A 13989-nucleotide genomic window follows, 5' to 3' on the forward strand; every position below is an offset into this window, starting at 1 on the left:
TAACGATAAACGTGGGAGTTCCTAAATTTTTTATATTTTCGTAAATCCTTAATAAATAAAAAAACATGTCGAAAATTTGGGTTAAAAAACCACTAAGTGCCTATGAGGCAGATATGAAGAAAAGTGAGCTGAAAAAAGTCCTTGGAAAATGGAGTTTAACAGCAATAGGAGTAGGTGCTATCATTGGAGGTGGAATCTTTGTTCTTACGGGAACAGGAGCCTATTATCATGCAGGGCCAGCACTTGCAATATCCTTTATTATCGCAGGTATTGCCTGCGTTTTTGCAGCATTATGCTATGCGGAGTTCGCTTCCATTATTCCTGTTGAGGGATCTGCCTATGCCTACGCATATGGAACAGTAGGAGAAATTTTTGCATGGGCAATGGGCTGGTGCCTTATTCTGGAATATGCAATGGCCAGTATGGCTGTTTCTGTGAGTTGGTCCGGATATTTTACCAAATTTCTGAAGATTTTTGGGGTTCATTTACCGGCTTATCTAACTTCCGATCCTGCCAGTTATACAGGAGAAGGCTTTTCTATGAATCTGCCAGCATTTATCCTTGTATTACTGATTACTGCATTGTTGGTAAAAGGAACCAAGGAAGCAGCAGGAGCTAACAACCTGATTGTTTTAATGAAAACCTCTGCAGTTGTATTTGTAATTATTGCAGGAGTATATATCATTTTTTCTAATACTGATCTTTACAATGCTGTAGATGGCGTTAAAAACTGGAAACCTTTTATTCCTGATCAGATAAAGCTTAAAAACTCTGAGGGGGACATGGTTTCTGCTTATGGTATTAAAGGGATTATATCCGGAGCGGCGGCCATTTTCTTTGCTTATATTGGTTTTGATGCTGTTTCTACCCAGGCAGGAGAAGCAATAAACCCTAAAAAGGATGTTCCTTTTGCAATTATTACTTCATTGTTGGTTTGTACAGCTTTATATATTTGTGTATCTCTTGTATTAACAGGAATGATGCATTATACAGACTTTAATCCTGAAGGAAAATATCCGGATGCAATTAAAGCACCTGTGGCTTATGCTTTTGAAATTGCCGGAAAACACTGGGCAAGTAACGTGGTAACAATTGCCGCAACGGTAGGTTTGATTTCTGTAGTAATGGTAATGATGATGGGGCAGTCCAGAATCTTTATCGGAATGGCAAAAGACGGGTTGATTCCTCAATTCTTCGGTGAGCTTCATCCAAAAACAAAGACGCCTTACAAAGGAATTATTTTGCTAGGAGTAGTGGTAGCATTTATTGCAGCTTTTACACCAATTTCTACTTTAGCAGATATGACAAGTTTCGGAACTCTGTTTGCATTTACGCTGGTTTGTATTGCTGTTTGGGTGATGAGAAAAAAAGAACCGGAATTAATCAGACCGTTTAAAGTTCCTGCATATAAATTAATTGTAACATTGGGAGTGGTTATCAATATTTATTTAATTTTTAACCTGAGTGCCCATGCGTTGGAGCTTTCTGCAGTATGGCTATTTTTAGGAGGACTGGTATATTTCCTTTATGGAAAATCAAACAGTAAACTTAACAATCCTGAAAAGTATAAAGACGTAGACTAAATATATAAACCGCTTCGGCGGTTTTTTTGTTGGAAATTAGCCATAATAAAATATATGAAAAAGTTTTTGTCCCTTGTATTCCTATCTGTAGGAATCACTGCATTTTCCCAACAGGTGGAAAGTATTGAAACAATTCTTAATGATAAAATTAGCATCAGAGCTATTGAACTCTATGATAACAAAGTCTGGTACAGTGGTTCTGATTCTAAATTCGGGTTTGTGGATCTCAGCAATACCAAACATCAAAAACAAATTAGACTTTCTGATGAAAAGCTGGAATTCAGAACCCTGGGACAGGATAAGAATTCATTTTACACCATCAATATTGTGAGTCCGGCCCGTTTTTTCAAGATCAATAAAAAGGATTTGAAATCACAGATTGTTTATACAGATTCTGCAAAAACAGCTTTTTACGATGCTTTGCATTTTGTGAATGATAAGTTGGCGTATACTTTTAGTGATGCAGATAGTGACCTGTTATTAAAATTGGCTGTTTATAAAGATGGCAAATGGAAAATGTTTACGAATAATGTAAAATTGAATGATGGTGAAGCTGCCTTTGCTGCCAGTAATACGAATATTTCTTCTACCAGAAAATATGTATGGATTGCAACAGGAGGTAAAGCTTCAAGAATCTTAAGACTGAATCTTAAAACTGAAAAGCTCGAAATTTTTAACACCCCTTTTATTCAGGGAGAATCTTCCCAGGGGATGTATTCCATAGATTTTAATGATGACCAATTCGGAGTTGCAGTAGGCGGTGATTATACCAAGCAGGAAGCTAATATTAATAATATTGCTACTACGCATGATGGTGGAGAAACCTGGCAGATTCAGGCTTCAGGGCAAAATGCAGGATATATGACCTGTGTGAAAATCAAACCGGGTTCAAAAGGGAAAGAGATGATTGGAGTAGGTGATCAGCATATTAGTTATTCATCAGATTTTGGAAAGACGTGGAAGAAAATTTCCGATGAAAAAGGATTGTATGTCGGGCAGTGGATTGATGGGAATAAGGTAGTGGTTGCAGGAAAGGATAGAATTTTAGTAATGAAGATAAAGTAAGAGTTTAACATCTCAATATAAAAGATTCACAAGATAGTGTTTCCTCATTGATGCCGGAACTCAGATCAAAAAAATAAATGAAGCTAATAGAATTTATCACTATCTCTATAACAGGTTTAGTTAGTGTATTTAGACTCATTCTAAACTATAACCTAATATAATTCATAGGTTAAAATTCATAACTAATGGTTAATTTTGTAGGATGGAATTTTAATAATGTTAAACTTCCTCACCTTATAAAATTTTATTTTTCAACATGAACTCTTTAATAGATAAGTATAATATTCCCGGACCCCGTTACACATCTTATCCTACGGTTCCTTATTGGGATGAATCTACATTTTCACCGGAAAGTTGGAAGGAGAGCGTAATCAGGTCGTTTCATGAAAGCAATGCAGAGGAGGGAATTTCTATTTATATCCATTTGCCTTTCTGCGAGGCATTGTGTACATTCTGTGCATGTCATAAACGTATTACAAAACAGCATAGTGTTGAAGTTCCGTATCTGGAAAGTGTTTTAAAAGAATGGAAACTTTATCTTGAGCTTTTTAATGAAAAGCCAAAACTGAAAGAATTACACCTTGGTGGCGGTACTCCTACATTTTTCTCTCCTGAAAACCTGAAAATTTTATTGGAAGGAATCTTTTCCACTGTAGAGATTGCAGAACACCCGGAATTCTCATTTGAAGGACATCCGAATAATACCACGAAGGAGCATCTTCAGACTTTATATGACCTAGGTTTCAGAAGAGTAAGCTTCGGAGTTCAGGATTATGATCCTAAAGTACAGAAAGCGATCAATAGAATTCAGCCTTTTGAGAATGTGAAAAACGTAACGGAATGGGCTAAGGAAATTGGGTACAGAGGGATCAGCCATGATTTGGTCTTCGGACTTCCACATCAAACCTGGGAAGCGATGGAGCATACCATCAGAAAAACTATGGAGCTGAAGCCGGATAGGCTGGCATTTTACTCTTATGCACACGTTCCATGGGTAAAAGGAGTAGGGCAGAGAGGTTTTGATGAAAATGATCTTCCAAGTGGAGAAGAGAAACGCCGTTTGTATGAAGATGGTAAAAAGTTGCTTCAGGATTTGGGATACATTGAGGTAGGAATGGATCACTTCTCTTTAGAACATGATGATTTATATCAATCTTTGATTCATAAAAAGCTTCACAGAAACTTTATGGGGTATACTTCAAGCAATACGCAGCTTATGGTAGGGCTTGGGATGTCTGCTATTTCAGATTCATGGTATGCTTTTGCTCAGAATGTGAAAACTGTAGAGGAATATCAGACGATGGTAGAAGAGGGTAAAATTCCTGTTGTGAAAGGACACGTTCTGAATGAAGAAGACCTGATGGTAAGAAGACATATTTTAAATCTGATGTGTCAGCTTGAAACTACTTTTACCGTAGAAAATTCTTTCCCTGAGCTTGATAATGCATTAGATATGTTGAAAGAAATGGAAAATGACGGATTGGTTGAAATCTCCGGCAAAGAAATTAAAATTACAGAAGCAGGTAGAGCTTTCACCCGAAATGTAGCGATGGTTTTTGATCTCAGAATGATGAGAAATAAACCGGAAACGAGAATCTTCTCAATGACGATATAAAACAAAAGCGATTCAACACTGAATCGCTTTTTTATTTGCTTATAGTTGTAATGTATTCTGTTTAGGGAAGTAATAAAATGTGTGAGGATTTTTTAACGCAACACTAGCAAGGGGATTTTGCGTTGTGTATTATTTTCGTCTGCAGCGGCATAATGTTAGTCTTGGCTGAGTGCAACATCCTTGCAAACTTTTTGAAAAGCATTATTGTTAAAATACTTAGCGCACCCTTTAGCGTTTAAAGCAAACTATTTCTACTTAATAACAATTTTCTGGCTGTAAGATTTATAATCACCCGATTTCAGATTGATAAAATAAACTCCAGGAGTAATTCCGGAAATATCAATCCCTTTTTCATTAATGATGTGATCTTTTTCTAAAACTTTTCTTCCCTCTGTGCTAATGATCTCTGCGGTTAATTTTTTATCTTTAATTCCACTGATGAAAACTTCTTTTGAAGCAGGATTTGGATAAATTTTTATTGCTTCTGAAAGATCATTTTCACGGGTACCTAATGACCCTGTTGTAATTTTAAATACTTTCCCGCTATTCACTGCGGCAACATAAAGTTCTTTTTGAAGATCCTGCCCGAAAGTAGAGAACCCATTTCCGCTGTAGGCAGACGTCCATATAATCGAATTATCAGCATTCAGGATGCCTATCTGGTCAGAACAAAAGTCTGCAAAGAAATATTTCCCCTGAAGTGATGGATATAGAGAGCCTCTGTACACATAGCCGCCGGTAATGGAGCATTTTCCGCCGGAATGATCGTATACAGCAATGGGAAACGTCATTGAAGACTGAGTTGGGCATCCTGCTGTGTTGTAAGCATTATTTCCTTCATAACAACGCCATCCGTAATTGATGCCTGCTTGTGATAAGGGCATTTTATTGATTTCCTCAATGGCTCCCTGTCCTACATCTGCAATCATGGCATTGCCGGTAGTGAGATCAAATGAGAATTTCCATGCATTTCGAAGGCCATAGGCCCATACTTCATCGGCTCCGTCAACACCAGCACCTGCAAAAGGGTTGTCGGATGGAATATTGTATGGGGTTGGGTCTGTTGCATTCACATCTATTCTCAGCATTTTCCCCAGTAATACATTTTTATTCTGAGCATTGTTATTGGGGTCTCCGCCACTTCCGCCATCTCCGGTTACGGCCCAAAGTTTTCCATCAGGAGCAAAATGAATACTTCCCCCGTTATGGTTGGCAAATGGCTTGGGAATATTCAGCAGTATTTTTTCAGAATTAGGATCAGCTATATCCGGATTAGTTGGATTAACGCTATATCTTGCCAGTACAATATTTCCCGCCGTGTTGTTATAATACACAAAAAAATACCCATTGCTTGAGTATTGCGGGTGGAATGCGAGTCCTAAAAGACCTCTTTCTCCATTAAAAACAATTTTTGAGGAAATATTCAAAAAATTAGTTGGATTAATAGTCCCGTTAGGATGAATTATTTTTATCATTCCGTTCTGTTGAACTACAAATAACCGGCTGTCATTAGCGTTTGTAATCTCGACCGGACTGGTTAATCCGGTGGCAAATTCTTCCAAATTAATGCTTTGAGCATTAACGATTAAGGAAGAAAAGATACTTAGAGCAAAAAGTGTTTTTTTCATAATATTTTGATAGTTAAGGTGTTGAAGTATGAATGAAATTTTTATACCAATTAAATATTATAGACTTCACTAAGATACTCTAAAATAATTGTTAAATCTTAAATAGAAATCAGAATGCTGATATATCTGAAAATAAACCATTTCTGTTGTTAAAAATTCATAAAATACAAGAAAATCATTATATTTGCCGACTTAATTTAACGTAGTTATAACAAAATGCAAGGAAAAGGACTTATTACAATTGTTGCTATTGTCCTGGGGTTGATTTGCTTAAACGAGCTATTACCAACCTGGTACGCCAGCAAAATTGAATCGCAGATCGAAGCTGCGAAAGGAAACGAGAAAGAGATCAAACGAATCAAGGAAGATACTCTTAATCTTGGGTATACGAAGCTTTATTATTCAAAAGCTAAAGACAAGGAAATGAAATTGGGTCTTGACTTAAAAGGAGGGATCAACGTTCTATTGGAAATCAACCAGAGAGATTTGGTAAATGATTTAACCAATTTTTCTACAAATCCTATTCTTATTGAGGCTTTAAACAAAACTGATGAAGCTCAGAAAAACTCAACAAAATCTTACATCGACAACTTCTTTGAACAGTTCGATGCGATTAACAAAGCGAAAGGAACAAACCTAAAGCTTGCTGATCCGGAACTTTTCGGAAACACAAACTTATCTGAAATCAAGTATAATACTACTGATGAGCAGGTAAAAAGTATTGTTAAGAGAAGAATTGATCTTTCTGTAGGAACAGCTTTCGAGGTAATCAGAACGAGAATTGATAAGCTTGGAGCGATTCAGCCAAACGTTCAGAGAGTACCTGGTACAGCTAGAATTTCTGTAGAAATGCCTGGTATGAAGGATATCGACAAGGTAAAGAAAATGCTTCAGACTTCTGCAAAACTTCAGTTTTGGGAAGTACAGCAAGTTACTGAAGTGGCTCCTTATTTCCAGACATTAACAACTATGGTTGCTGCAAAAGGAGATTCTATGGGAGTTGCAAAGAATGTAAACTTCATGAACCTTTTACAGCTTGACAAATTAAGAAGTAATGGTGTTGCGAACGTAAAATTGTCTGATACAGCTGCTGTAAATAAAATCTTGAACAGCAAAGTAGGAATGGCTTTACGTCCTGCAAACATTAAATATACACAGTTCATGTGGGGTTACAAACCTGAAGCTACAAGTCCTGATGATTTAGTATTGTATGCAATCAGAAGTAACATCAACCAAAAAGCTCCGGTAGACGGTGCAGTAGAAACTGCAAACATCAGCTACGACGAACTTGGAAGAGTTGTGGTAGACATGCAGATGGATTCTAAAGGAGCAAAAGAATGGAAAACTTTAACGGAGAAAAACGTTGGAAAACCAGTCGCTGTAACGCTTGATAACAGAGTGTATACTGCTCCAAACGTTGTAAATGCTATCCCTAATGGTAGAACTCAAATCTCTGGTAACTTCTCTCAGGAAGAAGCTAAAGAATTGGTTGACGTTTTGGGTGCTGGTAAATTACCTGCAGGTGCTAAAGTAGTTCAGGCTACTCAGGTAGGTCCGTCATTAGGACAGGAGTCTATCAACGCTGGTATGATTTCATTTGCAATCGCATTCTTAATTATCATTGTTTATATCATTTTCTATTACGGTGGTGCAGGGGTGTACGCTGTAATTGCGATGGTAATTAACCTTTTCTATATTTTCGGAATTATGGATTCCGGAGACTTCACCCTTACGCTTCCTGGTATCGCTGGTATTGTATTAACGATGGCTATGGCGGTAGACACGAACGTAATTATCTATGAAAGAACGAAAGAAGAATTATTTGCTGGTAAGAGTATCTTAGAAGCTTATAAAGACGGTTTCAAGCACGCATTAAGCGCGATTATTGACGGTCACTCTACTACGTTACTAACAGCAGTTGTATTGTTCTTCTTCGGAACAGGACCTATTAAAGGTTTCGCATTGACATTGATGATCGGTATTATCATGACATTGTTTACTTCTGTATTATTATCAAGAGTAATGATCTTCAGCAGACTAAACAAAGGTAAGACCCTTTCTGTATGGACTGCTCCTACGAAGAACCTATTCAGAAATACATGGATCGATTTCATTGGAAAAAGAAAATACGCATACATCATCTCTGCAGTATTAACAGTAATCTGTGTTGTTTCTATTGTAACTAACGGATTCAAATATGGTATCGACTTTACAGGTGGTAGAAACTATGTTGTAAGATTTGATAAGGAGGTTAATGCTAATGATGTTGAAGAAAAATTAGTTAAACTATTCAAAACAGAAGATGGTAAAAACTCTTCTGTAGAAGCTAAAACTTTCGGAAATGCTAAGCAGTTAAAGATCTCTACAGATTACCTTATCGAAGATGAATCTTTAAAAGCTGACCAGACTATCGAGCAGAAGTTATATGAAGGATTAAAAGGAGATCTTCCTTCTAATATTACTTTAAATGACTTCAAATCTGCAGACAAAGATCACGCAGGTATCATTTCATCTGAGAAAGTAGGACCTACTGTTGCTGATGATATTCAGACACACGGTATTCTTGCAGTAGTGGCTGCATTGGCTGGTATCTTTATCTATATTTTATTCAGATTTAGAAAATGGCAGTTCTCTTTAGGTGCTGTTGCAGCATTATTCCACGATGCGGTTATTATTTTAGGAACGTATTCATTACTTCATAAATATATGCCGTTCAACATGGAGATCAACCAGGATTTCATTGCTGCAATCCTTACGGTATTAGGATATTCAATCAACGATACGGTTATTATCTTCGACAGAATTAGAGAATACCTAAGAGAGAAGAAATCTTTAACACTAGCTGGATTGTTTGATGACTCTATTTCAAGTACATTGGGTAGAACATTCAACACTTCATTCACTACGATTTTGGTGATCCTTGCGATATTCATCTTCGGTGGTGATAACCTAAGAGGATTCATGTTTGCTATGTTAATCGGTATTGGATTCGGTACTTACTCATCAATTTTTGTTGCATCGGCAATTGCTTATGACTTCCTTAAAAAAGGAAAAGAAGATGAAGTACACGGAAAAACGACCTCCGATAAAGAAGTACTTGCTTCAAAATAATACAAACTACAATAAATTAGTAAAAGCCTTTCGAAAGAAAGGCTTTTTTTATTTTCTGCGCACACCTTAGTTCTTCCTCTATGAGTAGAAGCACCTATCAATAATATTACAGTCCTAAGTGATAAACTTATGTGGGTTTTGTGCTGCCTATAGACTCATAAAATAAATAGGAATGTTTTCCATCTTGATATACTTGTTATTATTTCCATAATGCCTATTTTTCATTGTTTATTACTTATTTTTCCTTACGTTTCCCAACTGTACATTTTTGAACATTTTTTTTCGTCAAAAAAAATGATGAAATTTAACATAAATTAGACTTATTATTGAATAAATCTAACTCTGGAGATTAAAAATTTCGCGCAAAACATTAATAATAAGTATTTTTTTTAAATGTTGCATGTGTATGATTATTTTAGTTAAAAAAAATCAAATAAATGTAGAATTATGTGTTAAATTATTATATATTTACATAAAACAAAACAAAAATGAAATTCGAAAAATTATTCGTGGCTGCGGCACTATGTGCTGGCAGCGTTATTACTGCGCAGATAGGAATTGGTACTCCCAATCCTGATAAAAGTTCTGCTTTAGATGTGACTGGCACCAATAAAGGTGTATTAATCCCTAGAATTTCCGATCTCACCACAGTGGCCACTCCAGCAAATGGTCTATTGGTTTATGATCTGAAAAGGCAGGCATTAACCCAAAACATTGGAACACCCGCTACACCAAACTGGGTTCCCATTAGTGGAAACATCGTTAAGTTCTTCTACATGCCCTCTATCAGCATTGATACTTCTACGTTGGGTACAGGTAGAACATTGGACCTATACCAATTGTATAAAACACAGTTTTCTACTCCGAAAGTTACAAGTACAGGAGCTCCAGCAGCCATTCCTTTCTTTGTGAATGCTACAGATCTGTACTATTATGTAACGGATTTTGATGGAAATGTTTTAAGAAATGTAAGCATTGATGCCAATGGTATCCTGCGCTATGACGTAGTGGGAACGGCTACAGCATGCTCGTTTGTTAATATTGTATTTGTAATCAAATAGTTTTAAGTGGCATACAGTCATTGCGATCATCTCTGATTAGGTAGGGATGAGTATTATTTCGTGTACAATTAACAGCTTAAAATTATCAATGATGAAAATAAATTCAATATTACGTTATACTTTTATAGCGCTATGCTTTCTGGTGTCAAACAAGATGCTTTCTCAGGAAATGGTCTCCCTGCCCAATGGTGGCTGCGGAAGACTGTTGGATACTAATACTTCAAGTGCAAATAATGGTGGATTTCTATGTTTCAGGCTAGGAAAAGAAGCTGCTAATCCTACTAATATGACAGATACTGATGTAAATTCTTTTGCCTCTTTAAAACCGGGGACAGGTGCAGGTCTTTTTTGTAATATGCATGTGGGAGTAGGAACAACAGGTGCTGATTTCCCAGCAAATAAACCTGTTTACATTGATTTTGCTTCTGATGGATTTAATTTTAATCCTAGTTTTAATGGTGGTAATTTTGTGTTTTACAATAATGGTACTGAGGTTTATAGAACTGGTATTAATGGGCACTTTTTCTTTGATTTTGGAGATAACCAGGAACGTCGGATTATTAAAGTGATTCCAACTGTAGCATGGGATGAAGTGAGGCTAGCTTTCGGAGAGACTATAGGTATTGGTTTCTCATTTAGTCAGATGAGGGTTTATAATATTCTTTCAGAGTATTATATTGATCCTATGACCTATTTATCTCAACCTTCAGATAGAACAGTCCCTGTAGGTGGATCTACTACGATGACAGCTGTTATCAGCAATACGGATATTGATGAAACACCTGCAAATGTTACCTATCAATGGCAGATTCTCAACGGAAGTACATGGACAGATCTGGCGAACAATACTAATTACAGCAATGTTACGAGCTCTACACTCAATATCAATAATGTTCCTGTAGGATTTAACAATAACCAATATAGAGTAGTTGCAAAGTCAAGTTTTTATACTTGCTCATTTCAAGCTATTTCCAATATTGGTAGGTTATTTGTGAACGCAGTGAACAATCCGGGAACGATTGGAACAGATCAAACGGTTTGTCTGGATATCAATAGTGATCCGGCAGCGTTTACAGTAACTGCAGCTGCTCAGGTCACCGGAAATGCAGAATATCAATGGCAGAGTTCAACAGATAATGTAACTTTTACAAACATCACCAACGCTACTTCTGCAACATATGATGCTCCGGCTGTTACACAGACTACCTATTACCGTCGTGGAGTAAGATCAACCCTTAATGGAAATATTACAGCTTATCAATTCAGCAATGTGGTAAAAGTTACTCTTAAGAAGAGCTGTCTCATCAAATGCATCATAACCAACCGTATGATTTCTGCAAAACCTAATAGTAATTAACACTATATATTAACTTAATGGTAAAAAAGACCTGTTTCATGTTCATTTGAAATCAGGTCTTTTTATTTTATGGTTATCAGATCTTTAATTTCCTGTCCTTAGAGTTGTTGGAAATAATATAAAAACATAGTGTTTTTTAAGATGATTCTGTTATTCAATATTATACTTATTTAATATCGTAAAATTTAGAACCATTATTTTTAAGATTTGATTAATTTTGCACCATCATGGAAAATTCAAAGAAAAAAGCTGCAATAGGCTTTATATTTATTACTTTACTGATTGATATTACGGGCTGGGGAATCATTATTCCTGTTGTTCCCAAATTAATTGAAGAGTTGATTCATGCAGATATCAGTGAAGCCGCAAAATATGGTGGCTGGTTGGGATTTGCCTACGCATTTACACAATTTATCTTTTCTCCACTGGTGGGAAATCTGAGTGACAAATATGGGCGTAGACCTATTATTCTGATTTCGCTTTTCGGGTTTGCAATAGATTATATTTTCCTTGCACTGGCCCCAACTATCTGGTGGCTGTTCCTGGGAAGAATTATTGCAGGAATTACGGGGGCAAGTGTAACCACTGCGAGTGCTTATATTGCAGATATTTCTACGGACGAAGACAGAGCAAAAAACTTTGGACTGATAGGAGCAGCCTTCGGTTTGGGTTTCATTATAGGACCGGTTTTGGGGGGCGTTTTAGGACATTACGGCGCAAGAGTTCCTTTTTATGCAGCAGCAGCTTTATGCCTTCTTAATTTTCTTTACGGCTATTTCATTCTTCCTGAAAGTTTGGATAAAGATAAAAGAAGAGAATTTAACTGGAAGCGCGCGAATCCTGTGGGATCTTTCAAATTTTTAGGAAAACATCCGGAAATTTCAGGGCTTATTACTGCTTTGATTCTGATCTATATTGCAGGGCATGCCGTACAGAGTAACTGGAGCTTCTTTACCATGTATAAGTTCAACTGGACAGAAAGAATGGTCGGGATCTCATTAGGAGTTGTAGGTTTACTTGTTGGTTTGGTACAGGGACTTTTAATCAGATGGACTACACCAAGGCTGGGAGAGCAGAAGAGCATTTATTATGGTCTTGCTATGTATGCTATAGGATTGTTATTGTTTGCATTTGCTTCAGAAGGGTGGATGATGTTTGCTTTCTTAGTTCCGTATTGTCTGGGAGGAATCTGTGGTCCTGCTTTACAGTCAGTGATTACGAAAAGTGTACCTTCTAATGAGCAGGGAGAACTTCAGGGAGCATTAACCAGTTTAATGAGTGCAACATCTATTATTGGTCCTCCAATGATGACCAATCTGTTCTACTTTTTTACGCATGATGAAGCACCCTTCGAGTTTTCAGGAGCACCATTCTTCCTGGCATTTATTTTAATGGCCATTAGTGTAGTGATTACATATTCTGCTTTTAAGAAAAAAGGAAAGATTTAATAAACCTGACTTTTAGCTGGATAATGAATCAAAATTATTGCTTTTAAGATGTAAATTGTATTTCTCAATACAAGCCGGAATAGTTCAAATCAATTCTTCATCTGGATTGGGAAGGTAGAAATTGGGAAAAAATAAGGTTAATATATCATAGGATTTTAGCAATTAGATAGACGTAAAAAATTATATTATTGGATTTTCTTTTTTGTTATTAATTTTTATCGTAATATTGCGATATAATTATTCAAACTATGGGAGCAACGAAAACGGACCATTTCACAGATAAGCAAAACAAGATAGCTACAATTGCAAAAGCATTAGGGCATCCTGCCAGAGTTGCTATTATTGAATACCTGCTAAAGGTAGACACTTGTATATGTGGAGATATTGTTAATGAACTTCCTCTAGCACAAGCAACGGTTTCCCAACATTTGAAAGAATTAAAGAATGCAGGGCTAATAAAAGGAAACATTGAGGGGACTGCCATCTGTTACTGTATTGATGAAAATACTTTTGGAATATTAAAAGATTATTTTTCAAATATAATACTGACTGTTTCCAATCAAAAATGCTGTTAAGCATTTTTTTATTCACATTTATCGTAATATAGCATTTAACCAATAAATAAAAAAACAATGAAATTATCTGAAATCAAAGCAATTTTACCAACATTAGCTAATGTTGAATTTCAATTAGAAAACGGAGATTTTGTTCCCGAGCATTTTCATATTACAGAAGTAGGAACTGTAACAAAACACTTTATTGATTGTGGGGGAAAAGTCCGCCATGAAAAGGTGGTTAATTTTCAATTATGGAATGCCAATGATTTTGAACACAGACTAAAACCTGGGAAGCTTTTAAATATTATTAACCTTTCTGAAGAGAAACTGGGTATTGAAGATGATGAAATTGAAGTTGAATATCAAAATACTACTATTGGAAAATATGATTTAGAGTTTAATGGAAAAACTTTTGTTCTTAAAAATAAGACAACAGCTTGTTTAGCTCAGGATTCCTGCGGTATTCCTGCAGAAAAGCAGAAAGTGAGATTATCTGAATTATCTTCAAGCCCAACTTGCTGTACGCCAGATTCCGGATGTTGCTAAAACTGAATAACTCAAAAT

Annotated in this window: 10 protein-coding genes; 9 read left to right on the top strand and 1 reads right to left on the bottom strand. The window is 36.2% G+C overall.

Translation table 11 applies throughout. The features are described 5' to 3' along the window. Positions 1-65 precede the first annotated feature (65 nt). The 3 genes from J2772_RS06610 to hemN all read left to right on the top strand — a co-directional run bounded on the left by J2772_RS06610 (position 66) and on the right by hemN (position 4263). Entirely contained in the window at positions 66-1583 is a 1518-nt protein-coding gene (locus tag J2772_RS06610; RefSeq protein ID WP_209914705.1) for an amino acid permease, read from the top strand. 54 nt (positions 1584-1637) lie between these two features. Next, positions 1638-2648 (top strand): WD40/YVTN/BNR-like repeat-containing protein, encoded by a 1011-nt coding sequence (locus tag J2772_RS06615; RefSeq protein WP_209914707.1) that lies wholly within the window; start codon positions 1638-1640, stop codon positions 2646-2648. Between the two features lie 256 nt (positions 2649-2904). Beyond that, positions 2905-4263 (top strand): oxygen-independent coproporphyrinogen III oxidase, encoded by a 1359-nt coding sequence (gene hemN, locus J2772_RS06620; RefSeq protein WP_209914710.1) that lies wholly within the window; start codon positions 2905-2907, stop codon positions 4261-4263. 251 nt (positions 4264-4514) lie between these two features. Here the strand turns inward: hemN and J2772_RS06625 are convergent, their stop codons facing one another. After that, the gene (locus tag J2772_RS06625) at positions 4515-5891 is read right to left on the bottom strand and encodes a PQQ-dependent sugar dehydrogenase (RefSeq protein WP_209914713.1); all 1377 of its coding nucleotides are present in this window, start codon (positions 5889-5891) and stop codon (positions 4515-4517) included. A 216-nt stretch (positions 5892-6107) separates the two neighbouring features. On the opposite strand from J2772_RS06625, the gene secD reads away from it, so the two are divergent. The 6 genes from secD (at position 6108) to J2772_RS06655 (ending at position 13971) form a co-directional block, all read left to right on the top strand. Further along, a complete protein-coding gene (gene secD / locus J2772_RS06630; RefSeq protein WP_209914717.1) occupies positions 6108-9002 on the top strand; it encodes a protein translocase subunit SecD in 2895 nt (964 codons plus the stop codon). 488 nt (positions 9003-9490) lie between these two features. After that, positions 9491-10063 (top strand): hypothetical protein, encoded by a 573-nt coding sequence (locus tag J2772_RS06635; RefSeq protein ID WP_209914719.1) that lies wholly within the window; start codon positions 9491-9493, stop codon positions 10061-10063. A 91-nt stretch (positions 10064-10154) separates the two neighbouring features. Beyond that, positions 10155-11420 carry a hypothetical protein gene (locus J2772_RS06640; protein ID WP_209914722.1) on the top strand — a complete coding sequence of 422 codons (1266 nt, stop codon included), beginning with the start codon at positions 10155-10157 and terminating at the stop codon, positions 11418-11420. A 227-nt stretch (positions 11421-11647) separates the two neighbouring features. After that, the gene (locus tag J2772_RS06645; protein WP_209914724.1) at positions 11648-12868 is read left to right on the top strand and encodes a TCR/Tet family MFS transporter; all 1221 of its coding nucleotides are present in this window, start codon (positions 11648-11650) and stop codon (positions 12866-12868) included. 248 nt (positions 12869-13116) lie between these two features. Next, positions 13117-13443 (top strand): ArsR/SmtB family transcription factor, encoded by a 327-nt coding sequence (locus tag J2772_RS06650; protein WP_209914727.1) that lies wholly within the window; start codon positions 13117-13119, stop codon positions 13441-13443. Positions 13444-13500: 57 nt separating this feature from the next. After that, positions 13501-13971: a DUF6428 family protein gene (locus J2772_RS06655; RefSeq protein WP_209914730.1), complete on the top strand. Its 471-nt coding sequence runs from the start codon at positions 13501-13503 to the stop codon at positions 13969-13971. Positions 13972-13989 lie beyond the last annotated feature (18 nt).

The sequence above is a fragment of the Chryseobacterium jejuense genome (assembly GCF_017877355.1).
GTDB classification, from domain to species: domain Bacteria; phylum Bacteroidota; class Bacteroidia; order Flavobacteriales; family Weeksellaceae; genus Chryseobacterium; species Chryseobacterium jejuense_A.